The 15,254-nt window shown below is 71.4% G+C and carries 13 protein-coding genes and 1 riboswitch; of the genes, 7 read left to right on the forward strand and 6 right to left on the reverse strand.

Annotated features, from left to right (window positions below; all coding sequences use genetic code 11):
• Positions 1-34: 34 nt before the first annotated feature.
• A complete protein-coding gene (locus tag KNO15_RS21195; protein WP_208039731.1) occupies positions 35-286 on the forward strand; it encodes a hypothetical protein in 252 nt (83 codons plus the stop codon).
• 94 nt (positions 287-380) lie between these two features.
• Positions 381-1,625, forward strand: coding sequence for a mannosyltransferase family protein (locus KNO15_RS21200; protein WP_241705919.1), 1,245 nt, complete (start codon positions 381-383; stop codon positions 1,623-1,625).
• 6 nt (positions 1,626-1,631) lie between these two features.
• On the opposite strand, the gene KNO15_RS23425 is transcribed toward KNO15_RS21200, so the two are convergent.
• The gene (locus tag KNO15_RS23425; RefSeq protein ID WP_241705920.1) at positions 1,632-4,040 is read right to left on the reverse strand and encodes a helix-turn-helix domain-containing protein; all 2,409 of its coding nucleotides are present in this window, start codon (positions 4,038-4,040) and stop codon (positions 1,632-1,634) included.
• A gap of 197 nt (positions 4,041-4,237) precedes the next feature.
• On the opposite strand from KNO15_RS23425, the gene KNO15_RS21210 reads away from it, so the two are divergent.
• Positions 4,238-6,034 carry a DUF4012 domain-containing protein gene (locus KNO15_RS21210; protein ID WP_241705921.1) on the forward strand — a complete coding sequence of 599 codons (1,797 nt, stop codon included), beginning with the start codon at positions 4,238-4,240 and terminating at the stop codon, positions 6,032-6,034.
• Positions 6,035-6,081: 47 nt separating this feature from the next.
• A complete protein-coding gene (locus KNO15_RS21215) occupies positions 6,082-6,708 on the forward strand; it encodes a hypothetical protein (protein ID WP_241705922.1) in 627 nt (208 codons plus the stop codon).
• A gap of 120 nt (positions 6,709-6,828) precedes the next feature.
• On the opposite strand, the gene KNO15_RS21220 is transcribed toward KNO15_RS21215, so the two are convergent.
• A complete protein-coding gene (locus tag KNO15_RS21220; RefSeq protein WP_241705923.1) occupies positions 6,829-8,340 on the reverse strand; it encodes a beta-N-acetylhexosaminidase in 1,512 nt (503 codons plus the stop codon).
• Between the two features lie 151 nt (positions 8,341-8,491).
• A riboswitch (ZMP/ZTP riboswitch) is annotated at positions 8,492-8,590 on the forward strand.
• A 30-nt stretch (positions 8,591-8,620) separates the two neighbouring features.
• Here KNO15_RS21220 and glyA point away from each other — a divergent pair.
• The 3 genes from glyA to KNO15_RS21235 all read left to right on the forward strand — a co-directional run bounded on the left by glyA (position 8,621) and on the right by KNO15_RS21235 (position 11,418).
• A complete protein-coding gene (glyA, locus tag KNO15_RS21225) occupies positions 8,621-9,946 on the forward strand; it encodes a serine hydroxymethyltransferase (RefSeq protein WP_308220466.1) in 1,326 nt (441 codons plus the stop codon).
• A gap of 108 nt (positions 9,947-10,054) precedes the next feature.
• Positions 10,055-10,936 carry a bifunctional methylenetetrahydrofolate dehydrogenase/methenyltetrahydrofolate cyclohydrolase gene (locus KNO15_RS21230; protein WP_241705924.1) on the forward strand — a complete coding sequence of 294 codons (882 nt, stop codon included), beginning with the start codon at positions 10,055-10,057 and terminating at the stop codon, positions 10,934-10,936.
• Positions 10,933-11,418 (forward strand): YbaK/EbsC family protein, encoded by a 486-nt coding sequence (locus KNO15_RS21235; protein ID WP_374113191.1) that lies wholly within the window; start codon positions 10,933-10,935, stop codon positions 11,416-11,418. Before KNO15_RS21230 ends, KNO15_RS21235 begins: the two co-directional genes overlap by 4 nt.
• Before the next feature lie 70 nt (positions 11,419-11,488).
• On the opposite strand, the gene KNO15_RS21240 is transcribed toward KNO15_RS21235, so the two are convergent.
• Genes KNO15_RS21240 through galT form a run of 4 tightly spaced genes read right to left on the reverse strand, consistent with a single transcriptional unit; the run spans position 11,489 to position 15,216 of the window.
• Positions 11,489-12,001, reverse strand: coding sequence for a gamma carbonic anhydrase family protein (locus tag KNO15_RS21240; protein ID WP_241705925.1), 513 nt, complete (start codon positions 11,999-12,001; stop codon positions 11,489-11,491).
• 23 nt (positions 12,002-12,024) lie between these two features.
• Positions 12,025-12,813: an MBL fold metallo-hydrolase gene (locus KNO15_RS21245; protein WP_241705926.1), complete on the reverse strand. Its 789-nt coding sequence runs from the start codon at positions 12,811-12,813 to the stop codon at positions 12,025-12,027.
• Between the two features lie 55 nt (positions 12,814-12,868).
• On the reverse strand, positions 12,869-14,029 hold the full coding sequence (galK, locus tag KNO15_RS21250; RefSeq protein WP_241705927.1) for a galactokinase: 1,161 nt from the start codon (positions 14,027-14,029) through the stop codon (positions 12,869-12,871).
• Positions 14,026-15,216, reverse strand: coding sequence for a galactose-1-phosphate uridylyltransferase (gene galT, locus KNO15_RS21255; protein WP_241705928.1), 1,191 nt, complete (start codon positions 15,214-15,216; stop codon positions 14,026-14,028). The genes galK and galT overlap by 4 nt, the downstream gene beginning before the upstream one ends.
• Between the last annotated feature and the right edge of the window lie 38 nt (positions 15,217-15,254).

The following is a 15,254-nucleotide window of genomic DNA, read 5'->3' on the forward strand; positions in this document are numbered from 1 at the left end:
GCGGGCGATCGAATTGCTACGAAGGGGTAACGCAATGAAATTCACCAGAAACAAGGTGCTCGGGGGCGCGGCGATCGTGGGGCTCGCCGTGAGTCTGTCGCTCGGGGTGGCAGCTCCGGCGTCGGCGGGAACCGTGCTGACGACGATGAAGTTCACGACGAAGTCGGAGTGCGACCAAGTGCGGAACCGATTCATCCAGTACGGCTACGACCGCGTGAGCACGTCCTGCTGGTCGACGTTGGCCTACGGGGGGATGACGCACTACGTCTTCACCTACTACAAGTAGGCGATGCGGAGTCGCACGCAGGCGACGGAACACGGGGCGAGGACCGCGATCGGTCCTCGCCCCGTGCGGCCCTCGCGGGAGTAGCATCGAAGCGATGACGGCCGGTACCTCCAGTTCGCTGCGCCCGGCGAATCCCGCCGGGCCGTCGGGCGATGTCGGCCAGGTTCGGCTTTTCGGCCGGGAATTGCCCTGGTGGGCGGGGATCCTCGGCCTCTACGCCGCCTCGCGCGTCCTCACGACCGTCCTGATGCTCGTGCTGTACCTGCTCGCCGGGGCGTTCCACTGGGAGGGCGGCAGCCCGCAGGCCCACCCGACCTTCCTCGGGTTCGCGGGCACCTGGGACGCCTCCTACTACCGGCGCATCGTCGAGCACGGCTACCCGGCGACGCTGCCCACCGACGCGGACGGCCAAGTCCAGCAGAACGAGTGGGCGTTCCTGCCCCTGTATCCGCTGGTCGTCCGCGGGTTGATGGCCGCCACCGGACTCGGTTTCGCGCCGGCGGGAGTACTGGTCGCCGTGTTGTGCGGTGCGGCGGCGGTGCTCGTGCTGTACCGGCTCGTCGCCTCGCGCGTCGGAGCGGTGAGCGGCCTCTGGGCTGCGGTCTTCTTCTGTTTCGGGCCGTTGTCGTTCGTCCTGCAGATCGCCTACGCGGAGAGCATGTTCTTCGTCCTCCTGTTCAGCGGGCTCTGGGCGATCATGGCGCGGCGCTACTGGACGGTGATCCCTCTCGGCGTGGCGGCCGCCTTCACGCGCCCGGGCGAGCTCGCCCTGCCGCTGACACTCGGGATCATGTTCACGATCCGCGCCCTGGGTGCGCGTCGGTCCGGGGAGGACTTCGGGACGCGCGACCGCGTCGCGATGATCGTCGCCGGGGCTGCCACCGCCGTCGCCGGTCTGGCGTGGCCCCTGGTCGCCGCCACCGTGACGGGAACGCCGGGAGCCTACGTCGAGACCGAGCTGTCGTGGTGGACCGGCTTCATCGGCAGGGTCGCGTTCGTGCCGCTCACACCGTGGTTCCTCTTCACCTGGCGGTACGCGAGCGTCGCGGGGGCTCTCCTCGTGGTCGCCGTCATCGCCGGCTACGCCTGGCTGCTCAACCGGCCCAGCGTCCGCGCGCTCGGAACTGAGGTGGTCGCCTACGCCTCCAGCTATGCGCTGTACCTCTTCGCGGTGTTCCTGCCGCAGCAGAGCCTCTTCCGCCTCCTGATGCCGCTGGCCCCGCTCGCGGGCGCGCCCGGACTCACGCACAACGCGCGCGCGAGGCGGATCGTCCTCATCGCGGGCATCGCTCTCCAGCCGGTCGCGCTCGTGCTGCTGTGGTTCATCGGCTATCCGTGAGCGAGCTCACAGCGCACCGGAACGAGCGAGCTCCGCGAGCTCTCTGCGGTCGCGCAGCCCGAGCTTGCGGATGATCCGGGCGGCGATGCCTTCGACGGTGCGCGCGCTGAGGTGGAGTCGCGCAGCGATCTCGCGGTAGACGAGCCCGTCGGCCACGAAGCGGACGATCTCCCGCTCCCGCTCCGTCAACGAGACCGGTGTCGTGAAGAAGCCTGTGCGGTCGTGTCCGCCCGCGGTCGATCTCTCGAGCCCCACGGCGGCGAGACGGGAGGCGAGCGCCCGCTGGGCGTCGTGATCGTGCTCTGCGCGTGCCACGAGCTGGGCGAGCTGCGCGTCGAACAGCTCCGACTGCTGACCGGCGAGCAGCGACCGCGCCTCGTCCAGCCCGCTCTCGTCCGTGGAGTGCTCCAGAGCCGTCAGCAGGGCGAACGCGGCGGCGGCTTCCTGCCGGGTGGAGCGGAAACCGGCAGCGAGCCTGCGGAGCCGGGCGACCGCCTCGTCAGGGCGTCCCCGCACGGCGGCCAGCTGCGCGTCGATCCAGTCGAACGCCGCCCGGCCCGCAGGGGAGGATGCATCGGGCCGGACGGCGAGCTCGTCGCGGACCCGCTCGGCGCCCGCAGGGTCACCGCGGCGAGCCGCGACGATCGCCGCGAGCGTGCGGAGGCCGAGCTCTGCCGCCGAGCCGGGAAACGGTGGCGCGCCCAGCGCGGTCGCCGTCGCGATGGCCTCCGATGCGGCCTCCGTGCGGCCGGAGACCAGGTGGCCGAGGCCGGCGACGAGGCTGTGCGCGCGCAGGGCGTCGACGTCGAGGCGTTCCCGCGCGGCAGCCGACCCGCGCGCAGCCCAGGTCGCCGACTCGGCGCTCCGCCCGCAGCCGAGCAGCGCGAGCCCGTGAAGGGCGTCGGCGAGAGGCGGGATCTCCGCGTCGGGAAGGGAGCGCATCCGCTCGTGGAAGTCGAGCGCGTCGGCGAAGCGACCCCGTTGCAGGGCGACGGCCTGCGCCGCGAGGAGCCGGCGGGAGCGGACGGCGGTCGGCAGCTCCCGGTCGTCGCCCGGCTGCTCCACCTCCGTGCCGGGCGCTGCGCCGACCTCGACCGCGAGCAGTGCCGCCGTCGCGTCCGCCGCGTGCGAGTACGGGTGGCCGAGCTCGGAGACGGCGGTGTGCAGGGCCGCCGCCGTCGTCGCGAGGTCCACGCCCGTCCCGAGCGCGCGACGGGCGCGCAGCTCGGCGAGCTCGACGAGCGCGAGCGGGTCCTCCGTGTGCCCGGAGGCCGCCGTCAAGACCGTGTCGAGCTCAGCGGCGGCACCGGGGTTCAGGCCCGCCGGCGCCATCAACGCCCGCGCGAGCGCGAGCGCCGACCGCGGCGTCGGCGAGCGACGCCATTCCGCCCTCGCCGCTGCGCGGTTCGCAGCCGTCTCCTCGTGGACGAGCCGCGCGACGAGGGCGTCGTCGGCGGTCGGAGCCTCGCCGGCACGGCGGAAGTGCTCGGAAAGCAGGGGAGGCTCGAGCACGATGCGGCGCCTGCCGCCGTGGTCGACCGTCTTCACGACGCCTGTCGCTTCGAGCGCGTTCAGGGAGGCTGCGCTGTCGCTGTCGCTGTCGCGTTCGCGGAGGCTCTGGCGGACCGCGGCCGCATCGTCGTGCGCGTCGACGGCGACGGCCTCGAGGGCTGCCAGTTCGGCGGGCGTGAACCCGGCGAGGAGATCGATGACGAGGCCGTGCAGCGACGGCGTCCAGAGGTCTCGCTCCGCAGTCCAGATCCCCGCCCGCCTGGAGAGAGTTCCCTCGACCGCGGCGAGTCGGATCATCGAGACGGCGACGCCGACATTGCCGCCGGACATCGCATAGAGGCGACTCATCGTCGTGGCGTCCACCGGCCCGTCGAGGCGCTCGCCGACGACTGCGGCCAGCTGATCGTACGACAGGGGCGTCAGCTCGACGACGTAGCCGGACTCGGCCGCCCTGGGCCGCCGCGTGCGGGTGCGCAGCAGGGGTACCTGCGTCGCGCGCCGGACCGCGTCAACGGCCCCCGTCGATGCGTCGTCGAGCAGGTCGGCGTCGTCGACCACGATGACGGCGTCGGTGCGTGCGACGGCGGCCGTCAGCGCGTCGATCGCGTTCTGCAGCGGGGACGGGGTGCGGCGTTCCAGGCCGGTGTTGTCTCCGAGCCCCGCGGCGTGGAGCGCGGCCAGGGGCGTCGTCGAGAGGGACCGGACGCCGTTCAGCCGGACGGCGGTGCGGTGCGCGTCTGACGCGAAGGCGGTGATCGCGTCAGCGGCGCTCGATCGCCCGCTGCGTCGCGGACCGACGATGTCCACGTCCGCGCCGGCGGAGAGCAGGAGGTCGCGGGCCAGCGTCAGCGCGCGGTCGCGACCCACGAGACGCGGGGCGGATGCGGCGCGGGGCTCGGTCACCGTCGGACTCCAGGAGGGAAGGAGGTGGGAAGGATCCAGACTCGCACGCAAGTAATACGCATAATTCTAATCTTAGACACGCAATGTCGATAGTCGACTCCGGATCGTCGGCTCAGGAGCCCGGTCTTCTCACGATTCGAGGGTCCGCACCTCCTGCCTCGCGACAGCATGGGGTTCAAGTGAAAGGGACCCGTGGCATGAGCGATCGAGCACGCCGTCGAGCGACGAAGTCAGGCTCGGTGAAGACGAAACGCATCGTCTTCGCCGCAGTCGGCGGTCTCGCACTCGTGGTCGTGGCGTGCGCCGCGTGGATTGGTGTGCGTCTCGTGATGTCGTACGGGCAGGTCTCGGCTGCGCGATCCGAGGCCGCGAGCGTCGTAGCGACGCTCACGGCCGATCCCACCACGGGGGCGGCGTCGGTCGACCGGCTCCGCAGCCTCGGTGCACGTCTGGATGACGCGCACGGATTGACCTCCGACGTCGTCTGGCGGTCCGCGGAGTTCGTTCCCCTCCTGGGCGACAACCTCCGTGCCTACCGGCTGACCGTCGACGCCCTGGCCGTCGCCGTCGGCGACGGCTTGGCCCCGGTCGCCGCGGACTTCTCGACTCTCGCGGCCTCCGTCTCGTTGTCGGACCGAACGGTCGACGTCGCCGCGCTGTCCGGGGTCTCAGGCGACCTCCATGCTGCCGAGGGCGCGCTCGCGCGCAGCGGCAAGTCTCTGGCCGACGCCGAATCCGGTGCGCTCGTACCGCCGCTCGCCTCCGGCGTCCGAGAAGCCGGCGAGCTGGTCGGCGACCTCCATGGCACGGTCTCGGCGCTCTCCACCGCGGTGGACGTCCTGCCGGGTGCGCTCGGGGCCGACGGTGCCAAGCGCTATGCGCTCCTGTTCAACAACAACGCAGAGCTCCGCACGACCGGCGGGATCGCCGGCGCGATCTCCGAGCTCACGACCGACGCCGGCCGGTTCGAGCTCGGGCGCCAGCTCGTTCCGGACGACCTCAATCCGGCCGAGGGCGCCGGCATCCGGGTGACCCCGGAGGAGCACGCCTTGTTCGGGGTGCAGCTGGGCGAGTACATCCAGAACGTGAATCTGACCCCGGACTTCGTCCGCAGCGGTGAGCTGACCGCATCACATTGGCAGAAGTCGCAGGGTGCAGCGCTCGACGGGGTGGTGTCGATCGACACCGCATCGGTCTCCCGGCTGCTCGCGGCGACGGGGCCGGTCACCGTCGGAGGACGCACGATCGATGCCGCGAACGCGAATGCCGTACTGCTGACCGACGTCTATCGCGAGATCGACGATCGGGACGACCAGGACGCCTTCTTCGGCGAGCTGACCCGTGTCATGTTCGACAAGCTCTTCAGCAGCGGCACGCCTCTCGTCGCCCTGGTGAAGCAACTCGGTGCCGTCGTCGACGAGGGCAGGATCTCGGTCTGGTTCGCCGACCCGGCGCTGCAGTCCGTCACGTCGGGCGGAAAGCTCGGCGGCCCGCTGGCGCAGCTGAGCGACGACGGCGCTCCCGTCGGCGTGTTCTTCGCCGACGGGACGGCGGGCAAGATGGACGGCTATCTCGAAGGGACCGTCACCGCGACGTGCTCCTCCGGGAAGGACGGCCGGTCCATCGCGGCGACCGCGACGCTCGCCTCCACAGCACCGGGCGACATCACCTCGGCGCCCTGGGTGGTGACCGGTCCGGGAGGGAACGGCCTCCCGGCGACCGGGCACATCCGGACGATGGTGCAGTTCGCGGCGACGGACAGCCTGCGTCCCGTCCGAATCATCGTCGACGGTGAAGAGGCGGGTCTGGTCACGCGCATGATCGACGGCCGCCCCGTCGTGGTCGCCATGGTCGACCTCGCGCCGGGCCAGGTGGCCGTCCTCGAGACCGAGTTCACCGTCCTTTCCCAGCGGACCCCCACCGTCGACCGCGTCGTCGCCACCCCCACCGCCACCTCGTTCGAGCACTACGCCGAGCGCGGAACCTGCGGCTGACCGGACCGTTCCGATCCGTCGTGCCTACCCACACAAAGGAGAACCCCATGCGAAAGAAACTCTTCGGCGGCCTCGTCGCCCTGGCGCTTGCCCTGGCGCCGGCAGCAGGCGCGAACGCCGCGCCGTACCCCCCGGGCGCGGGTGACGCGCTTCACGGGACGCTCAACTCGCTCGTCGGGGCACCGGGCGACACGATCACCTACTCCGCGGATGCCAACACCTACGCGGCCGAGGAGGCCCTCACACAGAAGATCCGCGGCCTCGAGGCTCACGCGATCGGCCTGGCGTCCACCAAGGCCGCCCCGGCCACCGAGGGCACCTTCTCCAAGCCGGCTGCGGCTGACGGTTCGCACACGTTCAGCTTCACGATTCCGATGACCGCTCAGCACGGCGACCAGTACGAGGTCGATGTGATCCTCGCCAGCGGAGACGTCTGGGACCACTTCGTCGTCACGACGGTGGTTCGCGGCGCCGGAAACGGAAGCGGCCCGGACGCGGGTTCCGGCTCGGGCAGCGATTCGGCGGCCGGTTCGGGCTCCGACGGAGGCCTTGCGATGACCGGTTCGGACATCGCGATCGCCGGCATCGCGACGGGCGCGGTCCTGTTGTTCGTCGGTGGGCTCGTGCTGCTCATCGTGCGCCGTCGCCGTTCGCGCGCCGACGCCGCAGCCTGAGAGCGACTCGACGGATTCAGCACCGTCGAACGACGAGCCGGCGACCTGACGGTCGCCGGCTTCGTCGTCGTCGGACGCCGTCACCATGGTCGCGCAGGGATCGCCCGACCCGACCGCGGGTCAGCCGGCGACGGCCTCCGGCCAGGGCACACCCGGCACCCGGCGGTACGACGTGCCCAGGGCGTCCCAGTGCTCGGCGAGCCGTCCGAGGCGGGTGGCGAAATCGTCGAAGTCGCGGGCGGTGTCGATGGCCTCCGTATCGGCGGGCGCCGCCGACCAGCCGATCTCGGCGACGGCGGCGAGGCGTGGGAAGGCCATGTCCTCCACCTCCTCGATCGTCGCGATCGTCTCCGTCCAGAGCGGAGCCTCGACACCCAGGATGTGCGCGTCTCCGAGCCCGGGGATGATTCGAGCCGGATCCCATTCGTAGGAGCTGCGCAGGTCCGTCGCCCCGTCGGCCCAGTCCTGGCCGATCGCGTCACCGTCCTCGTACACGATGTCGAGGTAGGCGACATCCGCGGGGGACATGATCACGGCGCCGCCCGCCCGGACGAACGACAGCGTCTCGTCCGCAGCCTGCTCCCGTGGCGTTCGGAAGGACCAGTACTGTCCCACGGCGCCCTCGGGGAGGTCCGGGCTGCGTCCCATCTCGTGCCAGCCGACCGGGATCTTGCCCGTATCGGCGACGACGTGCATCGCGTGGTCGATGAAACCCAGGAAGTCCTGCTCCGAGGTGCTGAGGCTCTCGTCCCCGCCGATGTGCAGATACGGGCCGGGTGTGAGCGCGGCGACCTCGCCGATCACGTCGCGCACGAACCGCTCGGTCACGGCGTCGCCGGTCCGCAGCGTGCTGAACCCGACCTCCGAACCCGTGTAGAGGGCCGGGGCGATGCCGTCGGGATTCAGCTCCGGATAGGACGCCAGGGCGGCGTTGGTGTGGCCGGGCATGTCGAGCTCGGGGACGATCGTGACGAAGCGTTCGGCCGCGTAGGCGACCAGGTCGCGGTAGGCGTCGGCGGTGTAGTAGCCGCCGCGGCTCCCGTCGCTCCCCGTCGACCCGCCGCGACGGGTCAACTCCGGCCAGGACGCGATCTCGATCCGCCAGCCCTGGTCGTCCGTCAGATGGAGGTGGAGGTGATTCACCTTGAGCAGCACGATGGCGTCGATGAAGCGCTTGACCTCGGCCGGCGTGAAGAAGTGCCGGGCGACGTCGAGCATCGCGCCGCGGTAGGCGAAGCGCGGCTGGTCGCTGATCCGCACCGCGTCCACCGTCAACGGGTCGCCGTCGCAGACCGCCGGGACCAGCTGGCGGAGCGTCTGGACGCCCCAGAAGGCGCCGGCGGACGTCGCCGCGCCGACGCGCACGCCCTCGGCCGAGACGTCCAGCGTGTATCCCTCCGGCGCGTGTCCGGCGGGTCCCTCGTCGTCGGCGATCACGATGGCGATGTCGCCGAACGCGGGAGGCTCGTGCACGACGACCAGGTCGCGATGGCAGTCCGTCGCCAGTTCGTCGCGCAGCAGCCGCCCGACCGCTTCGGCTCCGGCGCCGGCGACGATGATCCGAGCTCCGGGGAGGAGGGTGAAGGGCGCATCGCCCGTGTTCTCGAGCTGGGCGGGGCGAGGCACGACCACGGATGCTCCTCACGGCGTCAGGGGGATACTCGGATTCGGCCGACGCTGCCCACCGCGGGACGACCACCAGCGAGTATTGCAGGGCCCCTAACTAATCAGCAAGGCCTCCCGTTGAAGCGCACGGCTTCGGGGCGCCCGGCTTTGCTATGCTTGCTCACGTCGCGACTGGCGCTCAGATGGTCACCATCGGGGAGCGACGACGGTACCTCGAACGAACGGATGGATTCGGCCGCGCGCCTGGGTCGATGCAGTGTTCATCCCTGTTTTGAAGGAGCCGATTGTGACCGACACCCTTCCGTCCACTTTCACCGCGCCGCTGGCGGAGGTCGATCCGGAGATCGCGGAGGTGCTGGCTCTCGAGCTCGGCCGCCAGCGCGATTACCTCGAGATGATCGCCTCCGAGAACTTCGTGCCGCGCGCCGTGCTGGAGTCGGTCGGCTCCGTGCTGACCAACAAGTACGCCGAGGGCTACCCCGGGCGCCGCTACTACGGCGGCTGCGAGTACGTCGACATCGCCGAGCAGCTGGCGATCGACCGGGCGAAGAGCCTGTTCGGCGCCGAGTACGCCAACGTCCAGCCGCATTCCGGTGCGTCCGCCAACGCCGCCGTCCTCTCGGCGATCGCGACTCCGGGCGACACCATCCTCGGGCTCGAGCTCTCCCACGGCGGTCACCTGACGCACGGCATGAAGCTCAACTTCTCGGGCAAGCTCTACAACGCCGTCGCCTACGGCGTCGACCCCGAGTCGTTCCTGGTCGACATGAACGTGGTGCGCGACAAGGCGCTGGAGCACAAGCCGCAGGTCATCATCGCCGGCTGGTCCGCCTACCCGCGCCAGCTCGACTTCGCCGCGTTCCGTGAGATCGCCGACGAGGTCGGCGCCAAGCTCTGGGTCGACATGGCCCACTTCGCCGGCCTGGTGGCCGCCGGGCTGCACCCGTCGCCCGTGCCGTACGCCGACGTCGTCAGCTCGACCGTGCACAAGACCATCGGCGGCCCGCGCTCCGGCTTCATCGTCAGCCGTGACACCGAGCTCGCCAAGAAGCTCAACTCGAACGTGTTCCCCGGTCAGCAGGGCGGCCCGCTCATGCACGTGATCGCCGCGAAGGCGACCGCGTTCAAGCTCGCCGCGACCGACGAGTTCAAGGACCGTCAGGAGCGCACCGTCCGTGGCGCCAAGCTGCTCGCCGAGCGCCTGACCGCCGATGACTCGCGGGCGGCGGGCGTCGACGTGCTCACCGGCGGCACCGACGTCCACCTCGTGCTCGCCGACCTCCGCACCTCGGAGCTCGACGGCCAGCAGGCGGAGAACGTCCTCCACGAGGTCGGCATCACGGTCAACCGCAACGCGGTGCCCTTCGACCCGCGCCCGCCGATGGTGACGTCCGGTCTCCGCATCGGAACGCCGGCCCTGGCGACCCGCGGCTTCGGAGACGTCGAGTTCACCGAGGTGGCCGACATCATCGCCCTCGCGCTTCGTCCGGGCGCCGACACGAAGGCGCTCCGCGCCCGCGTCGACGCGCTCACGGCGGCCTTCCCGCTGTACCCCGGCCTGACCCCCTCGGGCCAGGACGCCTTCCCGGTCGAGCTCCCGTCCTCGATCTGACCATCCGCAGCCGCCGAGCGCGGGCGAACTGCTCCGCGCTCGGCGGTTCTGCGACGTTTCTCCTGTGCTCGCGGACCGCGGGCCGATGACGAGAGTGTGGAGGCCGGCATGACGGCGAAGATTCTGGACGGCAAGGCGACAGCAGCCGAGATCAAGGCGGAGCTGAAGGAGCGCGTGAGCGTGCTGCGCGAGCGGGGGGTGGTGCCCGGTCTCGGCACGATCCTGGTCGGCGACGACCCCGGCTCGCAGTGGTATGTCGCGGGCAAGCACCGGGACTGCGCGGAGGTGGGCATCGCGTCGATCCGCCGCGATCTGCCGGCCGACATCTCGCAGGCCGAGCTGGAGGCCGTGGTCGAGGAGCTCAACGACGACCCGGACTGCACGGGGTTCATCGTGCAGCTCCCGCTACCGCCGCACATCGACACGGACGCCATCCTGGAGCTCGTCGATCCCGCCAAGGACGCGGACGGCCTCCACCCCACGAACCTCGGCCGGCTCGTGCTCAACGTCAACCGGCCGATCACGACACCGCTGCCGTGCACCCCGCGCGGCGTGATCGACCTGATGCTGCGCCACGGGATCGACCTGAAGGGCAAGGACGTCGTGGTCGTCGGTCGCGGGGTGACCGTCGGGAGGGCGATCGGTTCGCTCCTCACGCGCCGGGAGTTCAACGCCACGGTCACGCTGACGCACACCGGAACTGTCGACCTCGACGGGCACCTGCGGCGTGCGGACATCATCGTGGCCGCTGCCGGCGTGGCCGGTCTGGTCACCGCCGACAACGTCAAGCCCGGCGCCGTCGTGCTCGATGTCGGCGTGAGCCGCGTCGAGGACCCGGTGACGGGCAAGAGCGTCGTGGCCGGCGACGTGGCGGCGGACGTCGCCGAGGTGGCATCCTGGGTCTCGCCCAACCCCGGCGGCGTCGGGCCGATGACCCGTGCGCTGCTGCTTCAGAACGTCGTCGAGTCGGCCGAGCGGGCGCTGGCGTGACCGACGCGGAGCGCACGCACCCCGCCGTCGAACGGGTGGAGGCCGCCCTCCTGCAGGCCGGGATCGAGCCACGCGTGCGCTGGTTCGAGTCGGCGACGCCGACCGCGGTCTCCGCGGCTGCCGAGCTCGGCGTGGAGGTCGGCGCCATCGCCAACTCCCTGGTCTTCACGATCGACGGCGAGCCGCTGCTCGTCATGACCTCGGGTGCGCACCGCGTCGACACCGCGTTCCTGGGGGAGCGTCTCGGCGGGCGCATCCGCCGGGCGGACGCCGAGACCGTGAAGGCCGCGACCGGTCAGACGATCGGCGGCGTCGCGCCGCTCGGCCATCCCGAGCCCCTGCGCACCGTCGTCGACGTCGCTCTCGCCGGCTATCCGGAGGTCTGGGCCGCCGCGGGTCACGCGCACACCGTCTTCCCGACGACGTTCGACGAGCTCGTCCGCATCACCGGCGGCGAGCCCGGTCCCGTCGAGCCCTCCTGACCAGCTATCCGTTCCTCACTTTCTCCCGCAACACGCCGTGCGCCAGCGTGAGGAAGTGAGGAATCGATCGCTAGGGGGTGGGGTGTCGGGTGATGTGGGTCAGGTAGGCGGCGGCGTTGCGGAGCAGGCCGGCGCGCTCGTCGTCGGTGAGGTCGCGGCGCACCTTGCCGGGGACTCCGGCGACGAGGGATCCGGGCGGGATGACCGCGCCCTCGAGCACCACGGTGCCGGCCGCGAGCAGTGAACCTGCGCCCACCACGGCTCCGTTGAGCACGGTCGCATGCATCCCCACCAGCACGCCGTCCTCGATCGTACAGCCGTGCAGCACGGCGTTGTGGCCGACGGAGACGTCGGCACCGATGGTCAGCGGGAAGCCGTGGTCGACATGGCACGACACGTTGTCCTGGATGTTGCTCCGCTCGCCGACGACGATGTCCTCGGCCTCCGCACGCAGCACGGCGTTGTACCAGACGCTGGCGCCGGGACGGAGGTGCACCCGCCCGGCCAGAACAGCGCCGGCGGCGACGAACGCGTCGTCGGCGACGCTGGGGGTGGAGCCGTCGGTGAGGCTGATGATGGTCATGCCTTCACCCTACGGCGCGCCGCTCACTCGTTGACGACCACGAAGCGCTTGCGCACGACCCGCTCTCCCGGCGCTTCGTGGAGGTCGTCGAGCGCCGAGCGCACCCGGTCGAGGATGCGCGGCGGCAGGGCGAGCGGCAGTTCGTCCGGCTGGTCGATGGTCCCCGGCGGGTAGACGACCCCCGGGGTCGCCGACATCTCCACGTGAGCGCCGCGCAGCTCCCGCAGCGGAGCGGTCGGCGTATCGCGGAAGCGGAGCAGGCGCTCGATCGTCGCGACGTACTGGGCGCGGTCGCGCACGTAGAGGTGGCCGGGGAGGACGGTGTCACCGGTGAAGAGGATGCCGGTCTCCCGGTCGAAGTACGCGACCGCCGACGGCTCGTGCCCCGGACCCCCGATGACGTCGATGATGCGTCGCCCCAGGTCGAACTCCACGGTCTCATCGGGCCAGGCCCGGAACCCGAAGAACGCGATCACCTGGGCGGGCGTGGTGCCGACGACCGTCGTGCCCGGCCGGCCGGCGAGGAGCGCATCGCCGGCGATGTGGTCGCGATGCGCGTGGCTGTGCGCGACCACCAGTGGGTACGGCCGGGTGAAGACCGCCGGATTGCGGCGCAGCCAGGTGTCGATGAGGGCGTCGACGGTGCGGCGCAGCGGGAAGATCTGCTCGTCGCCGGTGGCGCCGGTGTCGATCAGGAGCGCCCGCTCCCGCCCGAAGAGCAGGAACAGGAACGGCGCCTCCCAGTGCGACGACTTGGGCTGACGGAGCTGAACCGTGTCAGGGCTCAGCCAGGTGGTCTCCGCATCGGTCATCGTCCCATTCTGGCGAACGCCCGTGACGAACGGATGAACGGACGGGCCGAGGAGCTCAGCTCTCGCGGACCGCGCCCTGCGACGCCGTGACCGTGAACAGTTCCGGCTGGCCGAACCCGTGCTCGGCGAACGCCCCGTCGAGCGCGACCTGCACGCGGCTGAGGGCGTCGAGCGGCACCAGCGCGATCGCCGAGCCGCCGAACCCGCCGCCGGTCATCCGTGCGCCGATGGCTCCGTTCGCCTGCGCCGTCTCGACGGCGAGGTCGAGCTCTGGCACCGAGATCTCGAAGTCGTCGCGCATGGAGACGTGGGAGGCGTCCAGCAGCTCGCCGATGGCGGCGGGGCCGCTCTCGCGCAGGGTGCGAACGGTGTCGAGCACGCGCTGGTCCTCGGTCACCACGTGCCGCACCCGGCGGAACGTCACGTCGTCGAGGATCTCGCGGGCGCGGGGCAAGTCGTCGACGCTCACGTCGCGCAGCGCCTCGACGCCGAGCGCTCGGGCGCCGGTCTCGCACGACGCGCGCCGCTCGGCATAGCCGCCGGTGGCATGGGCGTGGGTGACGCCGGTGTCGATGATGAGGACCGCCAGCCCGGCCTCCTCGAGACCGAGTGGAACGAGCTGCGCATCCAGTGAGCGGCAGTCGAGGAACACCGCGGCGTCCTGCTCCCCGAGCAGGGACGCCGACTGGTCCATGATGCCGGTCGGGGCGCCGACGGCGATGTTCTCGCTGCGCTGTCCGACGCGGGCGAGCGTGCGGCGGTCGAGCCCGAGCCGCCACACGTCGTTGAGGGCCAGCGCGGTCGCGCCCTCGATCGCGGCGGACGACGAGAGCCCGGCCCCGACGGGGACGTTCGAGTCGATGAGCAGGTCGAAGCCGGGGACGGCGGCGAGGTCGGCGCCGAACTCGCCGAGAGCCCAGGCGACGCCCAGCGGGTAGGCCGACCAGCCGTCGAGCGCGTCGGGGGAGAGCCGCTCGAGGTCGATCTCGACCAGCTCGTCGGCGAAGGTGCTGCCGACGCGCACCGTGCGGTCGTCGCGCAGGCCGAGCGCGGCGACGGTGCGCCGGTTGATCGCGAACGGCAGCACGAAGCCGAGGTTGTAGTCGGTGTGCTCGCCGATGAGGTTGACGCGGCCCGGGCTCGACCAGACGCCGTCGGGCTCGCGGCCGAAGATCGAGACGAAGTCGTCGAGGACGCCGGTGCGCAGGTCGGTCATGCGGGGATCTTTCCTTCTGGGGTGTCGGAGGCCGTGACCAGGCCGGCGATTCCGGCCGGGAGGTCGCCGACCGGGTTCTCGCGATCCGCCCGGGCGACGGCCTCCCGGAGCGCGGCGGCCGCCTGCTCCGGCGGGACGTCGCCGATCCAGGCGCCCATCGCCGACTCGGAGCCGGCCAGGAACTTCAGCTTATCCGCGGCCCGGCGCGGGGAGGTCAGCTGCAGCATGAGGCGGATCTCGTCGCGGTGCGCGTGCACCGGCGCCTGATGCCAGGCCGCGATGTACGGCGTGGCGGAGTCGTAGAGGGCGTCGACGCCGCGCAGAACGCGGAGGTACAGGGTGGCGAGCTCGTCCCGCTCTGCATCGGAGGTCGCGGCCAGGTCGGGGATGTGACGGTGCGGAAGCACGTGGATCTCGATCGGCCAGCGCGCGGCGAACGGCACGAACGCCGTCCAGTGCTCGCCGGCGAGGATGACCCGCTCGGAGGCGCGCTCGCGCTCCAGGATGTCGGCGAACAGCGTCGGGCCGTAGTTCTCGAGCGAGCGGATCAGCGCGCTCGTGCGCGGGGTGATGTACGGATAGGCGTAGATCTGTCCGTGCGGGTGGTGCAGCGTGACGCCGATCGCCTCCCCGCGGTTCTCGAACGGGAACACCTGGCGGACGCTGGGCAGCGCGGACAGCGCCGCGGTGCGGTCGGCCCAGGCCTCGATGACCGTGCGCGCCCTCGTCGGCGTGAGGCTGCCGAACGAGCCGCTCGTCGCGGGACTGAAGCACACCACTTCGCAGCGGCCGACGGAGGTGCGGGTGCGGCCGAGGCCGATGGTCGCGAGGTCGTCCAGACCCTCCGGCTGGTTCGGGTCGTCGAGCAGCGGGCCGAACGACGGCGACTTGTTCTCGAAGACCGCGACGTCGTAGAGGCTCGGGATCTCGGACGGGTTGCCCGGGGTCGCGGGCGCGAGCGGGTCGAGCTCGGCGGGCGGGAGCATCACGCGGTTCTGCCGTGCAGCGGCGATGGAGACCCACTCGCCGGTGAGCGGGTCCTGTCGCATGGTCGCGGTCGCCGGGCGCGGCGCGGGCTCGCGGAGGTCGGGGGCGCGCTCGGGGTCGAGCGCCGAGTCCGCGTCGTCGTAATAGATCAGATCGCGACCGTCGGAGAGGCGGTGCGGGCGCTTCGTGATGGCGGGCATACGTGCCTTTCGTTTGCGAAAGCAAATGTACTCAATGA

This window comes from Leifsonia shinshuensis, assembly GCF_022606355.1.
Classification (GTDB): domain Bacteria; phylum Actinomycetota; class Actinomycetes; order Actinomycetales; family Microbacteriaceae; genus Leifsonia; species Leifsonia shinshuensis_B.